Origin of the sequence: Sulfitobacter sp. PS-8MA (genome assembly GCF_040933935.1) — a bacterium.
In the GTDB taxonomy this organism is placed as follows: Bacteria; Pseudomonadota; Alphaproteobacteria; order Rhodobacterales; family Rhodobacteraceae; genus Sulfitobacter.
In genome coordinates, this window is record NZ_JBFQYJ010000006.1 from 1,672,652 (window position 1) to 1,697,528 (window position 24,877).

A 24,877-nucleotide genomic window follows, 5' to 3' on the forward strand; every position below is an offset into this window, starting at 1 on the left:
GCTAAGACGCGGTGTTGCCATAGGTTCAGAGCGGCACCGTTGCGTCGACTGCCGGGGAAATTCCGATCCGGGGCCGGGGGTTCCCGCCGAGAGGGCGCCATGGGCGGGAACTGGCGCAGCGACGACAGTGCCCTGCCCCTTTGACCCTCCTGCGAAAACCTGCCAAACCTCTTGGCAAAGCTGACAAAGGCATGGGCTCATGAAGAAATCCGACAACCCCGCTGACGCATTCAAAAAGGCGCTCGCTGAGGCGACCAAGGTCATGGCCGATGACACCGAGTTGAACGTCAGCTACTCCGTTGATCCCTCGGGACTTTCCGGCGATGCGATGCGTCTGCCGCAGGTCAGCCGACGGATGACCCGCGACGAGGTTCTGCTGGCCCGCGGCACCGCCGATGCGCTGGCGTTGAACCGCCGCTACCATGACGACGCCACCCATGCGCGCTATGCGCCGCAGGGCGATATGGCGCGGGATCTTTATGAGGCGATGGAAACCGCCCGCTGCGAAGCGATGGGCGCGCGCGACATGCCCGGCACCGCGGGCAATATCGACGTCAAGATCAAGCATGACGCCCTGCGCAAGGGCTATGATCAGGCCAAACAGGCCAGCGATGTGCCGCTGGCGGTGGCGGCGGGCTATATGGTGCGCCATCTGGCGACCGGGCGCGATCTGCCTGCGGGGGCCGAAAACGCCATGGCGCTTTGGCGCGGTTTCATCGAGGATCAGGCCGGCGGCACGCTGGAAGGTCTGGACGGCAGCCTCGACGATCAGGCCGCCTTTGCCCGTCTGGCACGCAAGATGATCTCGGATCTCGGCTATGGCGATCAGCTGGGCGAGGACCCAGATAGCGAAGACGAGGATCAGGACGATCAGGCCGAGGAAGGCACCGACGAGCAGCAGGACCCCGACAGCACCGGCCAGGACGATCAGGACGAGGAAGAGGCCGAGGGCACGCCCGAGAACAGCCAGGAGCAGCAGCAGGACGACAGCCAGGCGCAGGTCTCGACAGAAGATGAGGCCGATCAGGAGCTGGGCGACGAGGCCGAGATGCCCGAAGGCGACGCGCCCCTGGACCCGCCCCCGCCGCCGGTGTCGGACGCCGACCCCGAATACCGGGTCTATCTGGGCGATCATGACGAGGTGATCGGGGCCGAGGAACTGGCCGAGCCGATCGAGCTGGAGCGCCTGCGGGCCTATCTCGATCAGCAGCTGGAGCCGCTGAAAGGTGCGGTGGGGCGTTTGGCCAATAAGCTGCAGCGGCGTTTGCAGGCGCAGCAAAACCGCTCCTGGGAGTTCGACCTCGAAGAAGGCACGCTCGACGCGGGCCGTCTGGCGCGGGTGGTGGCCAACCCCACCACGCCGCTGAGCTTCAAGGTCGAGAAGGATACCGAGTTCCGCGATACGGTGGTCACGCTGCTCTTGGACAACTCCGGCTCCATGCGCGGGCGGCCGATCTCCATCGCCGCGATCTGTGCGGATGTGCTGGCACGCACCCTGGAGCGCTGCAATGTGAAGGTCGAGATCCTCGGCTTTACCACCCGCGCCTGGAAGGGCGGACAGGCGCGCGAGGCCTGGCTGAACGACGGCCGCCCCGCGCAGCCGGGGCGGCTGAATGATCTGCGGCATATCATCTATAAATCCGCCGATGCGCCCTGGCGGCGCACGCGCGATCACCTTGGGTTGATGATGAAAGAAGGTCTGCTGAAGGAAAACATCGACGGGGAGGCGCTGGAATGGGCGCATCGCCGGATGCTGGCGCGGCATGAGGCGCGCAAGATCCTGATGGTGATTTCCGATGGCGCCCCGGTGGATGACAGCACGCTTTCGGTCAACCCGGCGAATTATCTGGAGAAACATCTGCGCGATGTGATTGCCATGGTCGAGAAACGCCGGGCGGTGGAACTGCTGGCGATCGGCATCGGCCATGATGTGACGCGCTATTACGACCGCGCCGTGACGATCACCGATGTGGACCAGTTGGCCGGGGCGATGACCGAGCAGCTCGCGGCGCTGTTTGACAGCGATCCACGCAAGCGGGCGCGGGTCATGGGCATGCGCCGCGTGATCTGATCCGTCGGATCGGTATTTGAAAAAGGATGAAGGAGGGGCTGCGTGTTCCAGAGTTTCGAGGTCACCGCGCGTCCGGAACAGGGGCCGCCGCGGCTGAAGGCGCTGCGGGCCGAGATCGGGCGCGCGGGGCTGGACGGGTTCTTGGTGCCGCGTGCCGATGCCCATCAGGGTGAATATGTCGCCCCGCGCGATGACCGTTTGGCCTGGCTGACGGGGTTCACAGGCTCCGCCGGTTTCTGCGCGGCGCTGCGCGATGTGGCGGGGGTGTTCATTGACGGGCGCTACCGCACGCAGGTGAAGGCGCAGGTGGCCAAAGATTTTACTCCGGTGCCCTGGCCCGAAGTGTCCTTGGCCGATTGGTTGAAGGACCAGCTGCCCCAGGGCGGTGAGGTGGGGTTTGACCCTTGGTTGCACACCCCCGGACAGTTGGCCTCGATTGAGGACGGGCTGCGGGGCAGCGGGATCACCCTGCGGGCCGTGGAGAACCTTGTCGACCGGGTCTGGCCGGATCAGCCTGCGGCGCCCATGGGCAAGGTGCAGGCGCATCCGATGGAGCATGCGGGGGAAAGCCATGCGGCGAAACGGGCGCGGCTGGCGGAAGGCCTGCGGGCGGCGGGGCATAGGGCCGCGCTGATCACCCTCCCCGACAGCCACAACTGGCTTTTGAACATCCGCGGGCAGGATATCCCGCGCAACCCGGTGGCGCATGGCTTTGCCGTGTTGCGTGACGATGGCCGGGTCGACCTCTTCATGGCGGCAGCAAAGCTGGCGGAAGTCGAGGCGCATTTGGGGGAGGAGGTCACCCAGCGGGACCCTGAGGCCTTGCCGGACTATTTGCAGGCGCTTGAGGGGCCGGTGCGGGTCGAGCAGCAGAGCGTGCCGGTGGCGCTGGCCGATCTGTTGGGGGAGCGCGCGGTTTGGGGGGAAGACCCCTGCGCATTGCCCAAGGCCTGCAAGAACGCGGCCGAGATCGCCGGGGCGGCGGCGGCGCATCTGCGCGACGGGGCGGCGGTGGTCGAATTGCTCGCCTGGCTCGATGCGCAGCCACCCGGCAGCGTGACCGAGACCCAGGTGGTGCGGCATCTGGAAGCGCTGCGGCGGCGCGACCCGGCCCTGCGCGACATCAGTTTCGAGACCATCGCCGGCACCGGCCCGAACGGCGCCATCATGCATTACCGGGTGACCGAGGAGACCGACAGTGTCTTGCAGGACGGGCATCTTCTGGTGCTCGACAGTGGCGGGCAATATCTTGACGGGACGACGGATATCACCCGCACCGTCGCCATTGGCACCCCGGGGGCAGAGGCGCGGGCCGCCTTCACGCGGGTGCTGTCGGGCATGATCGCCATGAGCCGTTTGCGCTGGCCGCAAGGGCTGGCGGGGCGGGACATCGAGATGTTGGGCCGGCTGCCGCTGTGGATGGCGGGGCAGGATTTTGACCACGGGCTGGGCCATGGGGTGGGCGCCTATCTGTCGGTCCATGAGGGGCCGCAGAGGCTGAGCCGGATGAGCCATGTGCCCCTGCAGCCGGGCATGATCCTGAGCAATGAGCCGGGCTATTACCGCGAAGGCGTCTTTGGCATCCGGATCGAGAACCTTCTGGTGGTACAAGAGGCCGCCGCCCTGCCCGGCGGCGACGCCCATCGCAAGATGCTGGAATGGCGCAGCCTGACCTATGTGCCGATCGACCGACGCCTGATTGATCTGCCCGGCCTGAGCCCGGAGGCGCGTGACTGGCTCAATTCCTATCACCGCGACGTTGCGGAAAAGATCGGCCCGCGGGTATCGCAGGCGGCGAAACTATGGTTGGATGCGGCAACGGCGCCGCTATGAGCGTCTGGTTTTAACAAATCAGGGGGGTGGCGCATGGCCGACCATATCAAGATTACAGCAGCACCGGGCACATGGGTTGTCCGCGCCGGCGGCGCGGTTCTGGGCGAATCCAAACAGGCGCTGGAACTGCGCGAGGGGGATTACCCCCCGGTGATCTATTTCCCCCGTGGCGACATTGCTTTGGCCTTTCTCGATGCCTCGGAAAAGACCACGCATTGCCCGCATAAGGGCGATGCCACCTATTATTCGGTGGTCACCAAGAGCCGCACGCTGGACGATACGGTTTGGTCCTATGAAGACCCGAAACCGGCGGTGGCCGAGATCAAGGATCATCTGGCCTTTCATGCCTGCGATGAAATCGCCATCGAACAGCTTTAGGAATGCTCTTCCGCTGCCGTGGCCGCCAGGGCGCGGTTATAGGCTTTGAGCGCATCGACATGGAAAAGCGCGCCCAGAAGTTCCGGCGGCGCATTGGCGCTGAGCGTGACCACGGGGATGAAGTTCTTCTCGGTCTGCTCGAACATCGGCAGCGCGGCCTCTAGGGTGGCGGCGCCATCGATATAGGTGCCTTGGTCGATCAGATCCCAGCAGGCCTCTTCCGAGGCGGCGTCGGCATCACCGGGGCGGCGCATGATCCGGGCGACCATGAACATCGACAGAAGATAGGCCTGCGGGCCGGCGGCCAGATGCAGGCCGCGCCGCTCCATCTGGGTCAGGAAGAAAGACCGGTCCACCAGCCGCGAGGCCAGCGCGGTGGACATGCTGACGGCAACCATGACCGCAAGCCCGGTCTGCCAGTCGCCGGTCATTTCGAAAACAATGAGCGTGGTCGAGATCGGCGCGCCCAGCACGGCGGCGGCCACCGCCCCCATGCCCGCCAGCGCATAGAGCGAGGAGGAGCCCGAGACTTCGGGGAAGACGCCGGTGGCGATCAGGCCAAAGGCCAGCCCGGTGAGCGCGCCGACCATCAGTGAGGGCGAGAAGACCCCGCCGCCCATACGCCCGCCAAAGGTGATCGCCACGGCGGCCACTTTCAGCACGGCAAAGACGATCACCTCATGCAGCAGCAATTCACCGGTGAGCGCCCGCGAGGTCGTCTCATAGCCGACGCCGATGATATGCGGGAACCAGAGCGCCATGACGCCCAGCACCGCGCCGGCCACCGCCGGGCGCAGCCAGCGCCGAAGCCCGGTACGCGCTTGCAGGTAGTTGCCGAAATCCTCGGCCCAGAAGATCGCCCACATCAACACGACAGAGACCCCGCCGCAGGTCAGCCCCAGCAGCAGGAAGGCGGGCAGCTCGACATAGAATTGCACATCTCCGAGGCTGGGCAGCAGAAACTCCGTCAGCCCGCCGAACTCCAACCGGTTGATCACCGTGCCGGCGACCGAGGCGATCACGATGGGGGCAAAGGCATGCACCGCGAAATGGCGCAGCACCACCTCAAGCGCGAAAAGCGCCCCGGCGATGGGGGCGTTGAAGCTCGCCGAGACGGCAGCGGCCACCGCACAGCCCAGAAGGTCGCGCCCGGTGATGCCATCGGCCTTGATCAAGCGGCTCACCTTGGTCGAGATCACCGCTGCCAGATGCACCACCGGCCCTTCGCGGCCCGAGGAGCCGCCGGTCGAGAGCGTGATCAGCGAGGCCAGCGCCGAGGCCACCCCGGCGCGGGTTTCGACCCGGCCATCATGCATGGCCGCGCCGAGGATCACATCGCCCACCGTGCGGGCGCGCCCGTCATTGGTGAAACGGTGCAGGATCAGCCCCACCAGCAGCCCGCCGATGGTGGGGATCAGAACCACCCAGTACCAGGGCAGCCCGACCAGAAAGCTATGCAGGAACTGCACATCATCGGTGCCGTAGAGCGTGGCCTGCAACCAGTTGATCCCTTTGCGGAAGAACAGCGCCGCAAACCCCGCGGCGATGCCAACCAGGAGCGCGATGAACCAAAAGGTGACCTTACCCGGGCCGCGTGTGCGCAGGATCTCCCAGCCCTTCTTGCAGCCGCCGAGCGCCTGTTTGACCTGCTGTGCAAAGAAAGAGTGATCGGAGGGGGGCATAGGGACTTTGACCAAGGGAATGCTCCCTGTCTAGGCCAAGCCGTCGCCGCATAAAACCTTCATTTAAGAAGTCGTTGCAGCCTGTTGCCCCTGAAGCAATGCGGCGGCGGCGGCGCGGGCGGCGTCGGTGATCGTATCGCCGGCCAACATGCGGGCGACCTCATCCACGCGGTCTGCCGCGGCGAGGGGCACCACGGTGGAGGTTGTCATCCCCTTGGCCACCGATTTCTCCACCCGCCAGTGATGCGCCCCAAGCGCCGCCACCTGCGGCGAATGGGTCACCACCAGCACCTGCCCCTCGGCGGCCAGCGCCTGCAAGCGCCGCCCCACGGCATCGGCTGTCGCCCCGCCGACGCCCCGGTCGATCTCGTCAAAGATCAGGGTCAGGCCGGATTGGCTTTGGGTCAGGCAGACCTTGAGGGCGAGCAGGAAGCGGCTCAGCTCCCCGCCCGAGGCGATCTTGCCCAAGGGGCCGGCAGGCGCGCCGGGGTTGGTGGCCACGGTAAAGGAGACCGCGTCGCGGCCCTCGGGGCCGGCGGGCTCTTCGGTCAGTTGCGTGACGAAAACCGCGCGCTCCATCTTCAGCGGGGCCAGTTCTGCAGCCACCGCCTTGTCGAGCCTGGCCGCCGATTTGCGCCGCCTTTCGGTCAGCGCGCTGGCGCGTTGGTCATAAAGGGCCTGGGCATCGTGCACGGCCTGTTCAAGCGCGGCCTGCGCCGCCTCGCCCGCGTCCAGCGCGTCAAGCTTGCCGCGCAGCGTATCGGCAAAGCCCGCCAGTTCATCGGGCTGCACGTCATGTTTGCGCGCCAGCCCCCGGATCGCAAAGAGCCGCTCTTCGCAGGCTTCCAATTCATAGGGATCAAAGGACATGCCGTCGATGGCATCCGCCACCCCGGCCATCGCCTCATCCAACTCCACCATGGCGCGGTTCAGCGCGGCCAAAGGCTCTTCCAGCGCGCCCTCGGCCTTATCCGCCACCCCGTCGAGCCAGCGCAGCGCATCGCCAAGGGCGGTTTCCGCCCCGCCCTGCCCCATCAGCTCATAGGCGTTCACCACATCGCGGCGAATTTTCTCGGCGCTTTGCATCAGGCGGCGGCGGGTGTCGAGGGTGGCTTCCTCGCCCGCTTCGGGGGCCAGCTTGTCCAGTTCCGCCACCGCATGGCGCAGGAATTCCTCTTCGGCGGCAATCGCCTCGCGCTCCGTCGCGGCGACCTCTGCGGCCTTGTGGGCCTCGGCCAGCGCGGCCCAAGCCGCGCGCACCCCGGCCAAGGCCCGCGCGTTGTCGGCGTAATCGTCCAATATCGCGCGGTGGCCGCGGGGGTTGAGCAGACCGCGGTCGTCATGCTGGCCGTGCAATTCCACCAAAGTCTCGGACAGACGCCGCAGCACCTCGCCCGAACAGCGCCGGTCATTGACCCAAGCGGTCTTGCGCCCATCGACGGAGTTGATCCGGCGCAGGATCAACTCGTCGCCGCCCGGCAGGCCCGCCTCTTCGAGCAGCGCATGGGCCGGATGCCCCGGCGCCAGATCGAACCAGGCGGTAACCTCGCCCTGCGCCGCGCCCTGCCGCACCAGATCAGCGCGCCCGCGCCAGCCCAGCACAAAGCCCAAGGAATCCAACAAGATCGACTTGCCCGCGCCGGTCTCTCCGGTCAGCACATTCAGCCCCGGCCGGAAGCCAAGCTCCAGCCGGTCGATGATCAGCATGTCTGAAATATCAAGTCCGCGCAGCATCTAAAACCGTCGGATGGGCCCTGCCCATCCCCCTTAAAGCCACTCGCCCTTGATGGTTTGGCGATACGCCGCGCCCAGCCAGTTGTCCCCGTAGAGGGCGGGGGCAAGCCCCCGGCCGGTCAGCAGGCGGTAGCTGTCCTGGTACCAGTCCGAGCCGCGGTAGTTGTGGCCCAGAATGGCCGCGGCAGTCTGCGCCTCGCGCGTCAGACCGAGCGACAGATAGGCTTCGACCAGACGGTGTAAAGCCTCGGCCGTGTGGGTGGTGGTCTGGAAGTCCTCGACCACGACCCGAAAGCGGTTGATCGCGGCGGTGTGATGATCCCGGCGCAGGTAGTAGCGGCCGATTTCCATTTCCTTGCCCGCCAGATGGTCAAAGGCAAGGTCGAACTTCAGGATCGCCGAGCGGGCATATTCGCTGTCGGGGTAGCCTTCGATCACCGCGCGCAGGGCTTGCAGGGCCTGAAAGGTCAACCCCTGATCCCGGCCCACTTCGTCGATCTGGTCGTAATAGCTCAGCGCCAGCAGATATTGCGCATAGGCGGCATCATCGTCACCGGGGTAGAAGTCGATGAAACGCTGCGCGGCGGAGCGGCTGTTGGGGTAGTCCTGATCGCGGTGATAGGCGAAAGCCTGCATGATCAACGCGCGTTTGGCCCATTCGGAATAGGGGTAGAGACGTTCGATCTCGGCAAAATAGGTCGCCGCTTCGCCGGGGTTATTGCCTTCAAGCTCATATTCACCGCGCTCAAAAATCTGCTCTGCGGTATAGGTCTCCAGCGGGATTTCCTGCGGGTTGAAGAAACTCCCGTCCGAGCGCCCGTCACTGCCGCCACAGGCCGCCAAGACCGTCACGAGGCACAGTACACCGATCACTCTCTTGCGCGATCCCGCTCCCGTCATGCCTGCACCCCTTGCATCGTCGAACCCATGGTCAAAGACCCTCTTGCGCCTGTGACTAGCACATTAATTTGCCTCGCAAAACGCCCATTTCGCCCCGCCATATGGCGGTCCCGCAACGGCGTCGCCCCGCATCAGGCCTGTCACTTCGCGTTAAGGAATACAAGGCATGGGCAGCGCGTTCAATGGCACATCGCCGCGCGGCGCTGATCTGCGCCTGCGCGGCTCAGGCGACGGCTGGAATTTCGTCCCAGACCAGACCATGGCCCGGCAGACGCGCGGCTTGCAGCGCATCGCAGGTCACCAGACGCACGGCATCCGGCGTGGCGAAGAGCTTGCGCAGCAGCGTATTGGTCAGCGAATGCCCGGCGCGGGTGCCCACGTAATGGCCCAGCAGCGGCGCCCCGGCCAGGGCCAGATCGCCCAGAGCGTCGAGCATCTTGTGACGCACCGGCTCATCCGCATGGCGCAGGCCACCGGGGCTGAGCACCGCGTCCCCGTCAAAGACCACCGCGTTTTCACCCGGCGCGCCGCCAAGCGCCAGACCATTGGCCTGCATCGCCTCCACATCCGCCTGACGGCAGAAGGTCCGGCTGTCACAGAGCTCACGCGCGAAGGAGCCATTGTTCATCACCAGCGACTTGCGCTGCTGGCCAATCGCGGCATCGGCGAAATCGATCTCGAAATCAATGCGCAGCGTATCGGCGGGGGAGATCGTGGCACTGGCCTCGCCCTCCTGCACGGTCACGGTTTTCAAGACCTCAAAGACCATGACGGGCGCCGCCAAACGGCGGATACCGCGCTGCATGATGCCGCGCACGAAGGGCGCGGAGGAACCGTCGAGGATCGGCACTTCGGGACCGTCGATCTCGATCAGCGCGTTGTGGATGCCACAGCCCGCAAGTGCGGCCATCAGATGTTCCACGGTCGAGACCGAGAGGCCGGTCGGGTTTTCCAGTTTGGTGCAAAGCGGCGAGCGGTTGACCGCATCCCAGCGGGCGGGGATCAGACGGTCCCCCACGGCCACATCGCTGCGCGAAAACCAGATGCCATGATGCGCAGAGGCGGGACGCAAAGTGACAGTCGCCGGCAGGCCGCTGTGCAGGCCTGTGCCACTGAAACTAATTGCTGATTTAATCGTTGTCTGCACGGGAGCATCCTCAATCTGCGTACATCTGCATGTATCTTGAACCCAGAGTTAAGCGGCGGGTTCGGTTTGCTCAACTCAATCTTTGCAACGGTCTGAAACATCGCCGTAACATTCCGGCACAGGGGCGCTCATAGGCTGGCAATAGGCTGATCTGAAACGAAAAAGAGCCGCCCGAAGGCGGCCCTGAGTGATCTTAATGTGATCGACTTAATTGGCCTGACGGCGCAGGAAGGCCGGAATTTCGATCCGCTCTTGGTCGGGATCGTTGTTTTCCTGCGGCTGCGGCGCGGCGGCAGAGGCGCGAGTCTGCACCGGGGGCTGCTGACGCGCGGGGCGCTGCTGCTGCTCGCCCTCGGCATGGCCGGTCATCCGGTTGATCAGGGAATTGATGCCAAAGCGGCCCTTGTCCCCCTGATCGCCGCCCTGCTGGGCTTGCGGCTGACCATGACGCTCGGGCGCGGCTTTCTGGGCGGCGGCGCGCAGACGGGCCAGCGCCTCTGGCGATGGGGTGCCGGGCGTCGGGGCGCGGGGTGCCACGAAGGTTTCCGGCTCGGCTTCGATGTTCTGCTCCTGACGCGGCTCGAAAGCGGCGACTTCGGGCTGATAGGCCGGGGCGGGCAGACCGTCGTCGTCTTCGACAACGCTTTCCTCTTCATAGTGGTCCTGCTGGCGCTCGGTCTGAAGGTCCTGGAACAGCGGCGCCTGCTCGACTTCCTGCTTCATCTCGGCAGCGACAGGTGCGGGCGCCGGGGCCGGGGCCGGTGCCTGCGCGGCAGAGGCCTGTGCCACATCATCAACCGAGACGCTCTGACGCAGCGGCTGGCTCATGGAGCGGCGCGGGACCGGGATTTCGGTGTTCACATCGGTGGCGTCGATGCCGGTGGCGACAACGCTGACGCGCATCAGGCCGCCCAGACCTTCGTCCAGCGTGGAGCCGACGATGATATTCGCTTCCGGGTCCACTTCCTCGCGGATGCGGTTGGCGGCTTCGTCCAGTTCAAAGAGGGTCAGATCGTGACCGCCGGTGATGTTGATGAGAACACCCTTGGCACCGCGCAGGCTGATTTCGTCCAGCAGCGGGTTGGCGATGGCCTTCTCGGCGGCCTGGATCGCGCGATCTTCGCCCTCGGCCTCGCCTGTGCCCATCATCGCCTTGCCCATCTCGTCCATCACGGCGCGCACATCGGCAAAGTCGAGGTTGATGAGACCCGGGCGGACCATCAGGTCGGTCACGCCCTTCACCCCTTGGTAGAGCACATCATCGGCAAGCGAGAAGGCTTCGGTGAAGGTGGTTTTCTCGTTCGCCAGACGGAAGAGGTTCTGGTTCGGAATGATGATCAGCGTGTCGACGACCTTTTGCAGCGTCTCCACACCGTCCTCGGCCTGACGCATGCGCTTGGCGCCCTCAAACTGGAAGGGCTTGGTCACGACGCCCACGGTCAGCACGCCCAGCTCACGCGCGGCCTGCGCGATGATCGGAGCCGCGCCAGTGCCGGTGCCGCCGCCCATGCCGGCGGTGATAAAGCACATATGCGCGCCGGCGAGGTGGTCGACGATCTGCTCGATGCTCTCTTCGGCGGCGGCGGCGCCGACAGAGGCCCGGGCGCCCGCGCCCAGACCTTCGGTCACTTTGATGCCCAGCTGCACGCGGTTCTCGGCCTGTGCCTGCTGCAGCGCCTGGGCATCGGTGTTGGCGACAACGAAATCGACACCATCGAGCTGCTTTTCGATCATGTTGTTGACCGCGTTGCCGCCAGCCCCCCCAACACCGAAGACGGTGATACGGGGTTTCAGATCATCTTGTCCTGGCATTGAAAGGTTGAGTGTCATGTGCTGTCCGCCTGTCCAGTTGCCCGCGTCCCGCGGGGATTTTTTCGACCAAATTTGCCCAACCCTATCGGCATAGGGCCGGATCGTCACCTAAAAAACAACGTTTTGACGCTAAATATGGGCAAAAACTTGCCAGTTTCCGCCTTATCTCGCATTAACCACCCGATATTGCGGTCACCAATTGTCACGGAACCATTTCACCGCGCGCTTGAGGGACCGCGAGGGGTAGCGATCGGCGGGAATGTCGAAATCCCACCATTCGTCCTGCGGATGCGCCGCAAAAAGCGCGAGCCCCACGGCAGAGGCAAAGCCCGGCCCGGTGGCCGCCTGTGGCAGCCCATGCACCCGCAGCGGACGCCCAAGACGGACCTGCTGGCCCAGGATCTTGCTCGCCAAACCGTCGAGACCCGGAATCTGGCTGCCCGCCCCGGTAAGTACAATCTGCTGGCTTGGCAAGTGATCGAAACCAGCGGCATCCAGCCGAACCCGGACCTCTTCGAGGATCTCTTCGACCCGCGGGCGCATGATGCCGATCAACTCGGCCCGGCTGGCGGTGCGGCGGTCATGCTCGTAATCGCCGGTCTCGCCGCCGATCTCGATCATGTCGCGGTCGTCCATACCGGTGGCGTGGACACCGCCGTAGAAGGTCTTGATCCGCTCGGCATTGGCCGTGGGCACCTGAAGCCCCATGGAGATGTCAGAGGTCACGTGATCGCCGCCCATGCGCACGGTATCGGCATAGATCATATGTTTCTTGATAAAGATCGACACGCCGGTGGTGCCGCCGCCCATGTCGATACAGGCCGCGCCCAGCTCCTGCTCATCCTCGACCAGCGCCGAGATGCCCGACGCATAGGAGGAGGAGGCGATCCCGGCCAGTTCCAGATCACAGCGTTTGATGCAATGGGCCAGATGCTGCACCGTATCGGCATCGACGGTCAGCATATGCATGTCGACCGAGAGGCTGTTGCCCAATTGCCCGCGCGGGTCGGCGAGACCAGAGCGGTGATCCAGCGCAAAATTCACCGGCTGGGCGTGCAGCACTTCGCGCCCCTCGCCATATTCCGGCACGTCACAGCCCGCCAGCACCCGCGCCACGTCCTGTTCCGAGACAGACTGGCCTTCCAACTCCACCGAGGCATCCAGCCCGTAGCTGCGCGGCTCCCCGCCCGAGAAACAGGCGATGACGTGATCGACCCGGATGCCGGCCATCTTCTGCGCCGCTTGCAGTGCGGTGCGAATGGCGCGTTCGGTCTCGCCCATGGCGCAGATCTCGCCAAAGCGGACCCCGCGCGAGCGGGTGGTGGCCGCACCGATGACCCGAAAGCCCGACTGCCCGGCCAGCGAGCCGATGTCGCCGTCGCCGCCGTCAAGGCCGATGCCGTCAAAGCGCAACACCAGACAGGCGATCTTGGAACTGCCCACGTCCAGAATGGCGACCACCCCGCGTTGAATCGCCAATTTGCGCATATGCCGCATCGAACGCTGACTGTCGTATAGATCCATCATTTTGTTACTGTCCCGATCCCAAAGGCCATCTTACTGGCCGGAAAGCTGCCTGATGTGCCACCATTCGCGGGTGGCCTCTTCGTTCATTCTCAGGGTTGGTCTTGACGCCAACCGCATGTCCACCCGCGCGACATCCCGCGTGAGCACTTCTTGCGCGCCTTCCAGCGCGATCACCCGTTCCAGCGCCTGAACGGCGTTCTCTTCGGGCAGCATGATGCGCTGGTCGCGGTCCAGCACCACATCCCAACGGCGCTCGCCCACCCGCACCAAGCCGCGCAGCCGGTCGCCCATCACACTGGCGGCGGCTATCAATCTGAGCGCTTCGGGCACATGCGCCGCCGCGCCCTCGCCTGCGATCAAGGGCAGATCCGCATGGTCTTGCCGTGCGGCGATCTTTGTCACATGGGTGCCGCCATTGTCGACCAGCGCCAGGCCTTCGGCGTTGCGCCAGACGGCCACGGGCACGCGGGGGGTCACGTCGATCTGCAACACGCCGCCGGGGCGGATGCGGACATTGGCCTGCCGGACACCGCTGATCGCGGTCACCTGCTCGCGCAGTTCGGTGAGGTCAAAGTCAAAGGAGGAGAGCGGAAACTCCAGCGGCACGGCGGTGCGGATTTCGCGCGCCAGCCGGTCGCTCGCCCCATCGATCGCCATGAGTTTGACCATGAACTCGGGCCGCTCTTCGATGCTGGCACGGATATCCGCGATGGCCTGCACCACCGTGCCGCGCCGGTCTTCGTCCGAGAGGTAGATCGTCCCCGCCAGCACGGTCAGGGTGAAGGGCAACCCGATGCGCAGGGCAAAGCGGAACCCCGGCGTCAGCATCAGGCGCTGCATCCGCCAAGACCAGCGCGAGGGCGCCGGATCGGCCTTGGGCGTGGCGGGGCGGCGGCGGATCAGCGATCGCATGAGGCGTCCTCCACCATCCAGCCACAGAGTTCGGGGAAAGAGATGCCCACCGCCGCCGCCTGTTCGGGCGAAAGCGAGGTCGCGGTCATGCCGGGCTGGGTGTTGGTCTCCAGCAGGATCAGCCCGTCGGCGCCGCGGCTCTCATCCCAGCGAAAATCCGTGCGGCTGATGCCCCGACAGCCCAATGCGTCATGGGCGCGGCGGGCGTAGTCGAGGCAAAGCGCGGTGATCTCTTCGGGCAGCTCCGCCGGCACCACATGGCGCGAACCGCCGGGCTTGTATTTGGCGTCATAGTCATACCAGCCGGTGGTGATGATATCGGTCACGCCAAGCGCGCGGTCGCCCATCACCGTGGTGGTCAGTTCCCGCCCGGGGGCAAAGGTCTCGACCATCACCTCGGCAGGCATGTCATCCGACAGCTGCGGCGGGCCGTTGTTTTCCGCGCCCACCAGATAGACGCCGACGGAAGAGCCTTCGTTATTGGGTTTCACCACATAGGGCGGCGGCAGGACGTGGCGCGCCATCACATCGCCTTTCGGCGCGATGACACTTTCCACCACCGGCAGCCCCGCATGGCGGAACACATCCTTGGAACGCTGCTTGTCCATCGCCAGCGCCGAGGCCAGCACGCCGGAATGGGTATAGGGGATATGCAGCCATTCGAGTAGGCCCTGAACGCAACCGTCCTCGCCCCAGCGGCCATGCAGGCAGTTCAGAACGACATCGGGCTTGAGGTCTGTCAGAACGGCGCAAAGGTTGCGGTCGGCGTCCACCTCAACCACTTCATATCCGCCATATTCCCGCAGGGCAGCAGCGCAGGCGCGCCCGCTGGACAAAGACACTTCGCGCTCTGCCGAAGGTCCGCCCATCAATACCGCCACTGTCGGGGAGTGTCCGCTCGACGTACCCACCAAAGTGCCTCTTTGCCATGGGCCGTTTGCGGCCCCTATCGTTGTTATCGTTGCTTTGCCGTTTGCATCGGCTATCGCCCAAAGGCTTAGCTTTGCGACACCGGATCACCCAATTTTTCACCGATGCGCTTAATTTCCCATTCTAGCCTTATCCCGCTTGAAGCGTAAACCTTTTTTCGCACTTCCTCGCCCAATGCTTCGAGGTCATTGGCGGTGGCGGCGCCGGTGTTGATCAGGAAGTTGGAGTGCTTCGGGCTCATCTGCGCCCCGCCGCGGATGGCCCCGCGCATCCCGGCCTCGTCGATCACTTTCCAAGCCTTCAGGTCGTGCACGTCGTCAGCTTTCCCGGTAGACGAGAATCCGGCCGGGTTGCGGAAGGTCGACCCGGCGCTGCGGTCCTTTGTGGGCTGGGTCTCGTCACGTTTGGCAAGCTGGCTTTCCATCCGCGCATGAAGCTCTTCCGGCACGCCTTTGGGCGGGGCAAACCTGGCGCTGACCAGCACCGATCCGGGCGAGAGATCACTCTGACGGTAGCGGAAATTGAGGTCATCTGCGGTCAGCGTCACGACCTCTCCGGCGCGGGTGACGGCCTCGGCCGAGACGAAATAATCCGCCGTGTAGCTGCCATAGCAGCCCGCGTTCATGCGCAAGGCTCCGCCGATGCTGCCCGGAATGGTGCGCAGGAACGTCAGGTCAAGCCCCGCGTCCGCGGCTTTGCGCGCCACATGCGCGTCCAAGGCCGCCGCGCCGACGGTGATCTGATCGCCATCAACTTCAATGCTGTTGAACCCGCGCCCCAGCCGGATCACCACCGCCCGCAGCCCGCCATCGCGCACAATGAGGTTCGAGCCGACGCCCATCGGAAAGACCTCAATCCCCTGCGGCAGTCGGCGCATGAAAAGGCAAAGATCATCAAGATCGGCAGGTTGAAACAGGTAATCCGCAGGGCCGCCAACGCGCAGCCATGTCAGGTCACTCAGAGCGCGTTCAGGCGTCAGCTTGCCGCGCAGATCGGGAATATTCAGCTTGGTCATGAAGGCGGACTTAGCCTATTTGCGCGGCAGGGCAAACCGTCAAGCGTCGTCCTTGTCGACGCGGCTTTCGCGCCAGCGCCGCGCCATGCGGCCCGCGAGCCAGCCGGCGCCGAAACCGCCCACCGCATAGAGGATCACCGAGACCTGCGCGAGCAGGGCATGGGGCTCCAACACCCGTGCGTCGAGGCCCAGGACCATCCATGTGGCATTGAGCGCCAGCCCAATGGCAAGCACCGCGAAAAACAGCCAGATGCGGGCCCGAAACCCGGTCCAGATACAGGCGACCATCCAAAGCGCGAAGACGGTCAAAAGCGCCAGCAGCGTGGGCGTCACGGTCATTCTGCCGGCCCCCGGTGGCGGCTGGCCCCGCGCCGCAGCCAGCGGGCGCAGTAGATCACCGGCCAGCGCAAGACAGAACAGCCCCCGGCCAGCAGCAACAGCCCGACCCAAGGCCCATGCTGCGTGGTGGCAAAGCCGATAATGGGGATGCCCACCGCGATCAGCACATAGGCGTTGCGCCAATGGAAATCCTTGCTGGGGGTCATGGCAAGGATATTGGCAATCACGAACCAGAAACAGGCAAGGACCAGCGACAGGCTCATTGCGACAGCTCCGGTCTTGCCCCGCATAGCCGGGCCGCGGCATAGCGCAGGGGGTTGCGAAACAATGAGACGCAGGCGGCAAGAGCCGCCAGCAGCCATGAATGGACCCGGCCCATGGCCGTGATCAGCACGGGCGCCGCGGGCAAAAGCACGATGCCCGGCGCATATTGAAGCCGCAGTGGGAGCAAGGCCACTGCCACAGAGCCGAAGACCCAAAGGATCGACAGCCAGGCCAAAGTCACGCCGCCGCCTCTTTCGCGGCGCGCAGCTCGTCGGGCAGCTCATTCGCCCAAGCACTGATCGTGCCTGCGCCGAGACAGACCACAATATCGCCCGGACGGGCTTCGCGCAGGACCAATTCGGTCAAGGCCGTCTGGTCCACCACCGGGTAGGCTTGGCGGTGGCCGTGCTGGATCAGCCCCGAGACCAGCCCCTCGCGGTCCGCCCCGGGGATCGGGTCTTCGCCCGCCGCATAGACATCTGCGATGCCGACGACATCCGCGTCATTGAAACAGGCGCAGAACTCATCAAAATGGTGGTGCAGCCGCGAATAGCGGTGCGGTTGATGTACCGCGATCACCCGCCCGGCACTGGCCTGACGCGCCGCCTTGAGCACGGCGGCAATCTCAACCGGGTGATGGCCGTAGTCATCAATGATGGTCACACCGTCAACTTCGCCCACACGGGTGAATCTTCGGTTAACGCCGCCGAAACTGCTCAATGCGCGGCGAATCTGCTCCGCGCTCATCCCAAGGTGGCGCGACACCGCCACAGCGGCCAGCGCGTTGGAGACATTGTGATCGCCCGGCATCGGCAGCGCGCAGCCTTCGATCACCGTGCCTTCGGATTGCAGATGCACGTCGAAATGCGCCACACCGTCTTTGTAATGCAGCCCCACCGCGCGCACATCGGCCTGCACGTTGAACCCATAGGTCAGCACACGGCGGTCGGTGATCTTGCCCACCAGCGATTGCACTTCGGGGTGATCGGTGCAGCAGACCGCCAGCCCGTAGAATGGAATGTTCGACACGAAGTCCAGGAACCCCTGCCGCAGGGTGTCGAAATCGCCCCAATGCTCCATATGTTCGGGGTCGATATTGGTCACGATCGCAATCGTCGCGGGCAGGCGGTTGAAGGTGCCGTCGCTCTCGTCGGCTTCCACCACCATCCATTCGCCCTGCCCCATCCGCGCGTTGGAGCCATAGGCGTGAATCACCCCGCCGTTGATTACCGTCGGATCGACCCCGCCAGCCACCAGCAGTTCGGCCACCATGGTGGTCGTGGTGGTTTTGCCATGGGTGCCCGCGACAGCGATATTGGACTTGAGGCGCATCAACTCGGCCAGCATCTCGGCCCGGCGCACCACCGGCAGGCCGCGGCGCCGGGCTTCGTCCAGCTCGGCATTGCCCGGTTTGATCGCCGATGAAATCACCACCACCGCCGCATCACCGATGTTCTCGGCCGCCTGCCCTTCAAAAATACGCCCGCCCAATTCGGCCAGACGCACGGTGAGCTTGGTGGTGTTGAGGTCCGACCCCTGCACCCGGTAGCCATGGTTCAGCAGCACTTCGGCAATGCCCGACATGCCAATGCCGCCGATGCCGACGAAATGGATCGGGCCAACATCAGTGGGCAGTTTGGTGGCGGCATCATTCATTGCTGATTTTCCTCTCCTGTCGGGGAAATAGTTCCGTGGGCGCCCAGATGTTCGACCATATCGGCCAGGGTCTCGGCCGCGTCGGGCTTGCCCACGGACAACGCCGCCCGCGACATTTGCAAGGCCCCCTGCGGGGTTTCCAGCACCGACAGGATTTGCTCGGTCAGGACTTCGGGGTTGGCCTTGCGCTCTGGCACCATGATCGCGGCCCCGGCCTCAACCAATCCGCGCGCATTGGCGCTTTGGTGATCGCCCGCCGCGGCGGCAAAGGGGATCAGGATCGACGGGCGGCCGATGACCGACAGGTCCGCAATGCTCGACGCGCCCGAGCGGCTGATCACCAGCTGCGCTTCGGACATGCGGCGCGGCACATCGTCGAAAAACGGGCGCACATCGGCGTGGATGCCGGATTCGGCGTAGTAATCCGCGACCCGCTGCCCATCTTCCTCGCGGGCCTGATGGCTGACGCGGATGTTGTGGATCATGTTCATCGGCAGCGCCGCCAGCGCAGGCGGCACCACGTCGCTCAAGATCCGCGCCCCCTGGCTGCCGCCCATCACCAGCACTTCCATCGGGTAATCGCCCGGCGGGATATAGGCAGAGCCGGCACGGTCCAGCACCGCCGCGCGGACCGGGTTGCCCACATGCCAGCCGTCGACCCCTTCGGGCAGTTTCGTGGGCCAGATGCCACAGGCCACCGCGTTGACGCGTTTGGCGAAAATCTCGTTCACGCGGCCCAATATGCCGTTCTGCTCATGGATCATCCGCGGCATCCGCAGCGCCCAGGCCGCCCCGAGCGCGGGGATAGAGGGGTAGCCACCGAAGCCCACGACCACCGAAGGCCGGTCGCGCAGCATGTTCAGCCCCGCGCCCAGCACACCGGCGGCAATGCGAAACGGCACCAGCGCCTTGGCCGCAATGCCGCCCCGGGCAAAGGTGGCGCTGCTGATCTGGTTGATCTCGACCGCCTCGGGGAAGCCGCCCGTGTAGCGCGCGCCGCGGGCATCGGTGCTGAGCTTCACCCGCCAGCCGCGCTTGAGCATCACCTCGGCCAGGGCCTGTGCCGGAAACATATGCCCCCCGGTCCCCCCGGCGGCGATGATCAGCAATGGCGCAGACATCAGCGGCGGCCCCGGCCCAGAATATCGCTGATCTCACCCTGCGGGCGGCTGCGGGTAAAGGCCAAAAGCATGCCCACGGCGATGCCAGAGGCGATCACCGAAGAGCCGCCATAGCTCACGAAAGGCAGCGTCATGCCCTTGGCGGGCAAAAGCCGCACCGCCACACCCATGTTAATCATCGCCTGTACTCCGAATGTGCAAGCCAGCCCGGTTCCGGCCAGCCGGATGAAGGGATCACGTTCGCGCACCAGCCGCAGCAGCGAGCGCACAACGACGACTGTATATAGAGCAATGATGCAGACCACCAGAATAAGCCCGTATTCTTCTGCCGCCACGGCGATGATGAAGTCCGTATGCGCATCCGGCAGCGACCATTTCACCTGCCCCTCGCCCACACCTACGCCAAAGAGCCCGCCCTCGCGGATCGCATTGGTGGCATAGCCCAACTGGGTGGTCGGGTCGACATCGGGGCTGAGAAAGCCGTCGATCCGCCGTGCGAAATGTTCGGAATTGGAATAGGCCACCGTGCCCGCCAGCACCACCAGCCCGGCCATGCCGACCAGCAGCACCATCGGCGCGCCGCCGACGAAATACATGACGCCCCAGCCAAAGAGCACCAGACTGGCCTGTCCAAAGTCAGGCTGCAAGGCCAGCATCAACACGATGGAGATACAGAGCGCAAAGGACCAGGCGCGGCCCGGCGGGCCGTTGATCTCAAGGCTCGCGGCCATCGCCCAAGCGGCGGCGACCATGAAGCCGGGTTTGAGGAACTCCGACGGCTGGAGCGAGGCAAAGCCCAAACTGTACCAGCGCGTCGCGCCCTTGCCGAAATCGGTGCCGAAAAACGGCAGCAGCGCGAGGGCGATGAAAGAGAGGATGAACCCCACCACCGCCAGCCGCCGCACCACCGTGGGGGACATCATCGATGTCAGCAGCATCGCGATCAGCGCGATACCGCCGAAGAACGCTTGGCGTTGGACGTAGTGAAAGGCGTCAAAGCCGTTCTTGGCTGCCAGGGGCGGCGAGGCCGCGAGGCCCAGAAGCATCCCCACCGCAAAGAGCATCAACACGCAGGACAACGCCCAGCGGTCGACCGTACGCCACCATTTTGGAAGGATCGGTTCGCCATCCCGCACCGGGACCGCGCCATAGACCATCTCTGTCATGGGTATCTGCCTTACACTGCCTCAACGGCCCCTTTTCGGGGTCTCACCCGCTAAGGTAGCGCGATTTACCATCTGAAGCCAGAGAATTTAGCGGCAGCCGATGCCGCAGGTCAAGCGGGGCCGGCTCGGGCCCCGCCTGCGTGGCAATTATGCCGCTTTATGGGTGCCGCGCACCGGATAATCCTTGTCGCGGATGAACTTCAGACCGTTCAGCAGCCCTTCGAGGTCGGGACGGGCGAAAGGCGCGTTGGAAATGTCGACGATATGCAGATTGCCGTCGCCGTTGATCACGAATGTCGCGGGCTCGGCAAAGGGTCGGTCGGTCTCCTGCGGGCTGCGCGGGTCGGAGATATAGAGCCCCAGATCGCGCATCTGGTCGAGCGTCAGGCCATAGCCGATGGGCAGGGTCAGATTGTCCTCTTCCGCCATCCCCTTGGCTTTCTCCTCCGGGTCGCCGGAGATGGCAATCACATCGACGCCGATGTCGTGAAAGTCGCTCTGGAGTTTCTCAAGCTGGGCCAGATACGTCTTGCAGATCGGGCAATGCAGGCCCCGGTAGACTACGACGAGCTGCCAGTCGCGCCCCTCTTGCGGTTGGCCCAACGTTAGCGTGCCGCCGCCAAGCTTGGCGACCTCCATCTGCGGAAAGTCCTGTCCTGCGGTCAGTTTGGTCATTCTTTGCTCCTGTCTGATGTGGGTCTCGCCCTCAGCTATGCCGGGAGCTGCGCGCGGCAACCGCTGTCACGTCTTCTTGACCGAGGCGGTGCATTCGGGCAGAGCGCGGCCATGCAAGTCGATACAGCGATAATCGGAGCCGGCGCCGCCGGCATGATGTGCGCCGCCCATGCGGGGGGCCGGGTGCTGGTGGTGGACCACGCCAAAGCGCCGGGGGAGAAAATCCGCATCTCAGGCGGCGGGCGCTGCAATTTCACCAATATGTACTGCGCGCCGCAGGCCTTCCTGAGCCGGAACCCGCATTTCGCCAAATCCGCACTGGCGCGTTACACGCAGTGGGATTTCATCGAGTTGGTGGACCGCCACGGCATCGGCTGGCATGAGAAAACACTGGGGCAGCTGTTCTGCGACAGCAGCGCCAAAGAGATCATCGCCATGCTGCGCCGGATGATGCAGCAGGCCGGGGTGGATCTGCATCTGAAAAGCAGTGCCAGCAATTTTGCCAAACGGGACGGCCACTTTACCTTCGACCTGCAAACCCCTGACAAGACGGTGAAAGTCAGCGCCCGCAACCTCGTCATTGCAACCGGCGGCAAGTCGATTCCCAAGATGGGTGCCACCGGCATGGCCTATGACGTCGCGCGCCAGTTCGGCTTGGCCGTCACCGAGACCCGCGCCGGATTGGTCCCCTTCACCTTTGCCGAAGGGCGCTTTGCCCCGCTTGCCGGGGTCGCCACCCCGGCCCGGGTAAGCGCCGGTTCAGCAGGCTTTGAAGAGGCGCTGCTTTTCACCCATCGCGGCCTCTCTGGTCCGGCGGTCTTGCAGGCGTCCTCCTATTGGCGCGAAGGCGAGGCGATTACCCTGAACCTTGCGCCCGAAGGCGACCTGCTCGGCGCCTTGCGCGATCAGCGCCAGCAGGCGGGGCGGCGCAATTTCACCACGGTTCTGGCGCAGCATCTGCCCGCGCGGCTGGTGGAGTTTCTGGGGCAGGAGTTCGACCTTTCGGGCAACCTCGCCGATTGGTCGGATGCGCGGCTCACGGCGCTGGTCGCGGCGTTGCAGAACTGGCAGCTACACCCCGGCGGCACCGAGGGCTACCGCACCGCCGAGGTGACTTTGGGCGGGGTGGATACCGATGCACTCTCGTCCAAGACGATGGCGGCGAAAGAGGTCGAGGGGCTCTATTTCATCGGGGAGGCGGTGGATGTGACGGGCTGGCTTGGCGGGTATAATTTTCAATGGGCCTGGTCCTCTGGCATGGCCGCCGCGCGGGCGATTGCGGGCTGACGTCCCGTCCCGCCCGGCAGCACCCCTACCCCGCCAGCAGCTTTTGCACCTGCGCGACAAAATCCTCCCCGCGCCGTTCGAAACTGTCGTATTGATCGAAACTCGCCGCCGCCGGGGCGAGCAGGACCACATCGCCCGCCTCTGCCTCCGCCGCCGCCCGCGCCACGGCCTGCTCCATCGTGTCGCAGACCTCGGTCTCCGTGCTCAGCTGCATCGCAAACTGCGCCGCCTCGCGCCCGATCACATAGGCTTTGCGCACGCCGCCCTGTGCCTCGGCCAGACCGCCAAGCCCGCCTTCTTTCTCCAGCCCGCCGCAGATCCAACGGATGTTCTTGAAGGCCGTCAAAGCCTTGGCCGCGCTGTCGACATTGGTGGCCTTGCTGTCATTGACGTAGCGCACCCCATCCACCTCGGCCACGGTCTGCGAACGGTGCGGCAGCCCGCCGAAACTGTGAAACGCCGCCTCGATCACCCGCGGGGCCAGCCCGAGCGCGCGGCAGGCGGCATAGGCGGCGCAGGCGTTCTGGTGGTTATGCGCGCCCGGCAGCCCCTGAATGCCGCGCAGATCGATCGACCCCACCTGTTTGCCGCGCCGGTATTCGCTCAAGAACCCCTTGCGGGCAAAGACCTGCCAGCCCGGCCCCGCAAGCTTGCTCGCCGCGCTCACACGGATCACCCGATCGTCGCTTGGCCCTTCGCTGAGCTGCCCGGCAAGGAAACGCCCCTCGATCTCATCCACCCCGATGACCGCGCGGTCCGGCCCGCCCTCGGCAAAGAGCCGCCGCTTGGCCGCGTAATAGCCGCCCATCCCTGCGTGTCGGTCCAGATGATCCGGGGTGAGGTTGGTAAAGACCGCCACATCCGGCGTCAGCGCGCGCGCGAGTTCGGTCTGGTAGCTCGACAGTTCCAGCACCACGACCTCCCCATCCGCCGCCGGATCAAGGTCCAGTACCCCGCGCCCGATGTTGCCTGCCAATTGGCAGGGCCGCCCGACATGTTCAAGGATGTGGTGAATGAGCGCCGAAGTGGTGGATTTGCCGTTCGAGCCGGTCACCGCCACCACCCGCGGGGCGACGTCATAGTGATCCCAGGCCAGCGTGGCAAAGCTTTGAAAAAAGAGGCCAATGTCATTGTCCACCGGCACGCCGGCCTCCAGCGCGGCGGCAACCACGGGGTTCGGCGCCGGGTAGAGATGCGGGATGCCGGGGCTGACGATCAGCCGGGCGAGTTTGTCCAGCGCATGGGGGGCCAAAAGGTCACTGCAATGCAGCCCCTCGGCCTCGGCCCGGGCCCGTGCGGCGGGGTTGTCGTCCCAGCAGACCACCTTGGCCCCGCCGGCTTGCAACGCCCGTGCCGCGCTGAGACCGGAACGCCCCAATCCCAGCACCGCAACCCGCGCGCCTTCTAAGCCCTGTACTGGAATCATCTGCAAACCCCTGCTAGCCGTTGACCCCAGAATGGGGGCATGATGCGCCTATCACAAGCCAGAGGCCGCCTCAGATGTCCAGCCCCGCGAAACCCGACCTCGCCGATGTGTTGCCCCGCCTCAATGCGATGATGCGCGAGGATGATCATTGGGGCGATGTGGCCGCCTATATCCCCCAGCTTGCCAAGGTGGACCCGGCGCAGTTCGGCATCGCGGTGGTCACCGCCGACGGCCAATGCCATCTGGCGGGCGATACGCAGGTGCCGTTTTCGGTGCAGTCGATCACCAAGGTCTTTACGCTGGCGATTGCTCTGGGCCGCTCGGGCGACCAGCTCTGGCACCGGGTCGGGCGCGAGCCCTCGGGGCGGGCCTTCAACTCCATCGTGCAGTTGGAGCAGGAACAGGGCCGCCCGCGCAACCCCTTCATCAACGCGGGCGCGATCGTCACCACCGATGAGGTGCTGGGCAACCGCGAGCCGCGCGAAGCGCTGGCGGAGATCATGCGTTTCGTGCGCGAAGCAGCGGGCACCGATGACATCCACATCAATGACACCGTCGCCGCCTCGGAAACCGATTTTGGCCACCGCAACTTTGCGCTGGCGCATTTTCTGGCGAGCTACGGCAATCTGATCAACGCGCCGGAGCGCACGCTTGGCACCTATTTCCACCACTGCGCCATGGAGATGACGGTGGAGCAGCTTGCCATGGCGGGCCGTTTCCTGATCGAAGCGCCCGATCTGCCGCGTCTGGTGGCCCCCGGCCGCATCCGGCGGCTCAACGCCCTGATGCTGACCTGCGGGCATTACGATGGCTCGGGCGATTTCGCCTATCGCGTCGGCCTGCCTGGCAAATCCGGCGTCGGCGGCGGCATTCTGGCGATCGTGCCGGGGCGCGCCAGCATCGCGGTCTGGTCGCCGGGGCTGAACCGCTATGGCAACAGCCAAAAGGGCACCGAAGCGCTGGCCCTTTTGGCGCGTCACATGGATTGGTCGATCTTCTAGG

22 protein-coding genes are annotated in these 24,877 nt (G+C 65.1%); 5 read left to right on the forward strand and 17 right to left on the reverse strand.

The genetic code is table 11. The features are described 5' to 3' along the window. Nucleotides 1-199: 199 nt before the first annotated feature. The 3 genes from cobT to AB4M76_RS12305 are packed head-to-tail and all read left to right on the forward strand — an operon-like array spanning nt 200 to nt 4,282. A complete protein-coding gene (cobT, locus tag AB4M76_RS12295) occupies nt 200-2,071 on the forward strand; it encodes a cobaltochelatase subunit CobT (RefSeq protein WP_368442164.1) in 1,872 nt (623 codons plus the stop codon). A 42-nt stretch (nt 2,072-2,113) separates the two neighbouring features. Further along, nucleotides 2,114-3,904 carry an aminopeptidase P family protein gene (locus tag AB4M76_RS12300; RefSeq protein ID WP_368442165.1) on the forward strand — a complete coding sequence of 597 codons (1,791 nt, stop codon included), beginning with the start codon at nt 2,114-2,116 and terminating at the stop codon, nt 3,902-3,904. A 33-nt stretch (nt 3,905-3,937) separates the two neighbouring features. Further along, nucleotides 3,938-4,282 carry a DUF427 domain-containing protein gene (locus AB4M76_RS12305; protein ID WP_368442166.1) on the forward strand — a complete coding sequence of 115 codons (345 nt, stop codon included), beginning with the start codon at nt 3,938-3,940 and terminating at the stop codon, nt 4,280-4,282. On the opposite strand, the gene AB4M76_RS12310 is transcribed toward AB4M76_RS12305, so the two are convergent. The 16 genes from AB4M76_RS12310 to AB4M76_RS12385 all read right to left on the reverse strand — a co-directional run bounded on the left by AB4M76_RS12310 (nt 4,279) and on the right by AB4M76_RS12385 (nt 21,162). Continuing rightward, nucleotides 4,279-5,964 (reverse strand): chloride channel protein, encoded by a 1,686-nt coding sequence (locus AB4M76_RS12310; protein ID WP_368442430.1) that lies wholly within the window; start codon nt 5,962-5,964, stop codon nt 4,279-4,281. The two genes, AB4M76_RS12305 and AB4M76_RS12310, sit on opposite strands and share 4 nt — an antisense overlap. A 63-nt stretch (nt 5,965-6,027) precedes the next feature. Next, the gene (gene recN, locus AB4M76_RS12315; RefSeq protein WP_368442167.1) at nt 6,028-7,698 is read right to left on the reverse strand and encodes a DNA repair protein RecN; all 1,671 of its coding nucleotides are present in this window, start codon (nt 7,696-7,698) and stop codon (nt 6,028-6,030) included. 33 nt (nt 7,699-7,731) lie between these two features. Continuing rightward, nucleotides 7,732-8,598 carry an outer membrane protein assembly factor BamD gene (locus AB4M76_RS12320; RefSeq protein WP_368442168.1) on the reverse strand — a complete coding sequence of 289 codons (867 nt, stop codon included), beginning with the start codon at nt 8,596-8,598 and terminating at the stop codon, nt 7,732-7,734. A gap of 223 nt (nt 8,599-8,821) precedes the next feature. Beyond that, on the reverse strand, nt 8,822-9,745 hold the full coding sequence (lpxC, locus tag AB4M76_RS12325) for a UDP-3-O-acyl-N-acetylglucosamine deacetylase (protein ID WP_368442169.1): 924 nt from the start codon (nt 9,743-9,745) through the stop codon (nt 8,822-8,824). A gap of 207 nt (nt 9,746-9,952) precedes the next feature. Further along, the gene (gene ftsZ / locus AB4M76_RS12330; RefSeq protein ID WP_368442170.1) at nt 9,953-11,575 is read right to left on the reverse strand and encodes a cell division protein FtsZ; all 1,623 of its coding nucleotides are present in this window, start codon (nt 11,573-11,575) and stop codon (nt 9,953-9,955) included. 174 nt (nt 11,576-11,749) lie between these two features. Further along, nucleotides 11,750-13,084 carry a cell division protein FtsA gene (ftsA, locus tag AB4M76_RS12335; protein WP_174860166.1) on the reverse strand — a complete coding sequence of 445 codons (1,335 nt, stop codon included), beginning with the start codon at nt 13,082-13,084 and terminating at the stop codon, nt 11,750-11,752. Between the two features lie 30 nt (nt 13,085-13,114). Further along, nucleotides 13,115-13,996, reverse strand: coding sequence for a cell division protein FtsQ/DivIB (locus AB4M76_RS12340; RefSeq protein WP_368442171.1), 882 nt, complete (start codon nt 13,994-13,996; stop codon nt 13,115-13,117). After that, nucleotides 13,984-14,865, reverse strand: a complete 882-nt coding sequence (locus AB4M76_RS12345; RefSeq protein WP_368442172.1) for a D-alanine--D-alanine ligase — start codon at nt 14,863-14,865, stop codon at nt 13,984-13,986. Before AB4M76_RS12345 ends, AB4M76_RS12340 begins: the two co-directional genes overlap by 13 nt. A gap of 128 nt (nt 14,866-14,993) precedes the next feature. Beyond that, on the reverse strand, nt 14,994-15,941 hold the full coding sequence (murB, locus tag AB4M76_RS12350; protein ID WP_368442173.1) for a UDP-N-acetylmuramate dehydrogenase: 948 nt from the start codon (nt 15,939-15,941) through the stop codon (nt 14,994-14,996). Nucleotides 15,942-15,980: 39 nt separating this feature from the next. Continuing rightward, a complete protein-coding gene (locus AB4M76_RS12355) occupies nt 15,981-16,280 on the reverse strand; it encodes a hypothetical protein (RefSeq protein ID WP_368442174.1) in 300 nt (99 codons plus the stop codon). Continuing rightward, nucleotides 16,277-16,543 carry a DUF2484 family protein gene (locus AB4M76_RS12360; protein ID WP_368442175.1) on the reverse strand — a complete coding sequence of 89 codons (267 nt, stop codon included), beginning with the start codon at nt 16,541-16,543 and terminating at the stop codon, nt 16,277-16,279. The genes AB4M76_RS12355 and AB4M76_RS12360 overlap by 4 nt, the downstream gene beginning before the upstream one ends. Beyond that, the gene (locus AB4M76_RS12365) at nt 16,540-16,785 is read right to left on the reverse strand and encodes a DUF2484 family protein (RefSeq protein ID WP_368442176.1); all 246 of its coding nucleotides are present in this window, start codon (nt 16,783-16,785) and stop codon (nt 16,540-16,542) included. The genes AB4M76_RS12360 and AB4M76_RS12365 overlap by 4 nt, the downstream gene beginning before the upstream one ends. Further along, nucleotides 16,782-18,200 carry a UDP-N-acetylmuramate--L-alanine ligase gene (gene murC, locus AB4M76_RS12370; protein WP_368442177.1) on the reverse strand — a complete coding sequence of 473 codons (1,419 nt, stop codon included), beginning with the start codon at nt 18,198-18,200 and terminating at the stop codon, nt 16,782-16,784. The genes AB4M76_RS12365 and murC overlap by 4 nt, the downstream gene beginning before the upstream one ends. Continuing rightward, nucleotides 18,197-19,321 (reverse strand): UDP-N-acetylglucosamine--N-acetylmuramyl-(pentapeptide) pyrophosphoryl-undecaprenol N-acetylglucosamine transferase, encoded by a 1,125-nt coding sequence (locus AB4M76_RS12375; protein ID WP_368442178.1) that lies wholly within the window; start codon nt 19,319-19,321, stop codon nt 18,197-18,199. Before AB4M76_RS12375 ends, murC begins: the two co-directional genes overlap by 4 nt. Further along, complete coding sequence (gene ftsW, locus AB4M76_RS12380; protein WP_368442179.1) at nt 19,321-20,487, reverse strand: putative lipid II flippase FtsW; 1,167 nt, start codon at nt 20,485-20,487, stop codon at nt 19,321-19,323. The genes AB4M76_RS12375 and ftsW overlap by 1 nt, the downstream gene beginning before the upstream one ends. Nucleotides 20,488-20,634: 147 nt before the next feature. After that, nucleotides 20,635-21,162 carry a peroxiredoxin-like family protein gene (locus AB4M76_RS12385; protein ID WP_368442180.1) on the reverse strand — a complete coding sequence of 176 codons (528 nt, stop codon included), beginning with the start codon at nt 21,160-21,162 and terminating at the stop codon, nt 20,635-20,637. A 111-nt stretch (nt 21,163-21,273) separates the two neighbouring features. Here AB4M76_RS12385 and AB4M76_RS12390 point away from each other — a divergent pair, with 111 nt between their 5' ends. Then, nucleotides 21,274-22,449 carry an NAD(P)/FAD-dependent oxidoreductase gene (locus AB4M76_RS12390; protein WP_368442181.1) on the forward strand — a complete coding sequence of 392 codons (1,176 nt, stop codon included), beginning with the start codon at nt 21,274-21,276 and terminating at the stop codon, nt 22,447-22,449. Between the two features lie 25 nt (nt 22,450-22,474). Here AB4M76_RS12390 and murD read toward each other — a convergent pair whose 3' ends face one another. Beyond that, entirely contained in the window at nt 22,475-23,875 is a 1,401-nt protein-coding gene (murD, locus tag AB4M76_RS12395; RefSeq protein WP_368442183.1) for a UDP-N-acetylmuramoyl-L-alanine--D-glutamate ligase, read from the reverse strand. 74 nt (nt 23,876-23,949) lie between these two features. Here murD and AB4M76_RS12400 point away from each other — a divergent pair, with 74 nt between their 5' ends. Next, nucleotides 23,950-24,876 carry a glutaminase gene (locus AB4M76_RS12400; RefSeq protein ID WP_368442184.1) on the forward strand — a complete coding sequence of 309 codons (927 nt, stop codon included), beginning with the start codon at nt 23,950-23,952 and terminating at the stop codon, nt 24,874-24,876. Nucleotide 24,877: the final 1 nt, after the last annotated feature.

Bases quoted from the DNA above. Each gene is read 5' to 3' on its own strand.
- cobT (WP_368442164.1), top strand. From the start codon at position 200: ATGAAGAAATCCGACAACCCCGCTGACGCATTCAAAAAGGCGCTCGCT.
- AB4M76_RS12305 (WP_368442166.1), top strand. From the start codon at position 3,938: ATGGCCGACCATATCAAGATTACAGCAGCACCGGGCACATGGGTTGTC.
- AB4M76_RS12310 (WP_368442430.1), bottom strand. From the start codon at position 5,964: ATGCCCCCCTCCGATCACTCTTTCTTTGCACAGCAGGTCAAACAGGCG.
- recN (WP_368442167.1), bottom strand. From the start codon at position 7,698: ATGCTGCGCGGACTTGATATTTCAGACATGCTGATCATCGACCGGCTG.
- AB4M76_RS12320 (WP_368442168.1), bottom strand. From the start codon at position 8,598: ATGACGGGAGCGGGATCGCGCAAGAGAGTGATCGGTGTACTGTGCCTC.
- ftsZ (WP_368442170.1), bottom strand. From the start codon at position 11,575: ATGACACTCAACCTTTCAATGCCAGGACAAGATGATCTGAAACCCCGT.
- ftsA (WP_174860166.1), bottom strand. From the start codon at position 13,084: ATGATGGATCTATACGACAGTCAGCGTTCGATGCGGCATATGCGCAAA.
- AB4M76_RS12340 (WP_368442171.1), bottom strand. From the start codon at position 13,996: ATGCGATCGCTGATCCGCCGCCGCCCCGCCACGCCCAAGGCCGATCCG.
- AB4M76_RS12345 (WP_368442172.1), bottom strand. From the start codon at position 14,865: ATGGGCGGACCTTCGGCAGAGCGCGAAGTGTCTTTGTCCAGCGGGCGC.
- murB (WP_368442173.1), bottom strand. From the start codon at position 15,941: ATGACCAAGCTGAATATTCCCGATCTGCGCGGCAAGCTGACGCCTGAA.
- AB4M76_RS12355 (WP_368442174.1), bottom strand. From the start codon at position 16,280: ATGACCGTGACGCCCACGCTGCTGGCGCTTTTGACCGTCTTCGCGCTT.
- AB4M76_RS12360 (WP_368442175.1), bottom strand. From the start codon at position 16,543: ATGAGCCTGTCGCTGGTCCTTGCCTGTTTCTGGTTCGTGATTGCCAAT.
- murC (WP_368442177.1), bottom strand. From the start codon at position 18,200: ATGAATGATGCCGCCACCAAACTGCCCACTGATGTTGGCCCGATCCAT.
- AB4M76_RS12375 (WP_368442178.1), bottom strand. From the start codon at position 19,321: ATGTCTGCGCCATTGCTGATCATCGCCGCCGGGGGGACCGGGGGGCAT.
- ftsW (WP_368442179.1), bottom strand. From the start codon at position 20,487: ATGACAGAGATGGTCTATGGCGCGGTCCCGGTGCGGGATGGCGAACCG.
- AB4M76_RS12385 (WP_368442180.1), bottom strand. From the start codon at position 21,162: ATGACCAAACTGACCGCAGGACAGGACTTTCCGCAGATGGAGGTCGCC.
- AB4M76_RS12390 (WP_368442181.1), top strand. From the start codon at position 21,274: ATGCAAGTCGATACAGCGATAATCGGAGCCGGCGCCGCCGGCATGATG.
- murD (WP_368442183.1), bottom strand. From the start codon at position 23,875: ATGATTCCAGTACAGGGCTTAGAAGGCGCGCGGGTTGCGGTGCTGGGA.
- AB4M76_RS12400 (WP_368442184.1), top strand. From the start codon at position 23,950: ATGTCCAGCCCCGCGAAACCCGACCTCGCCGATGTGTTGCCCCGCCTC.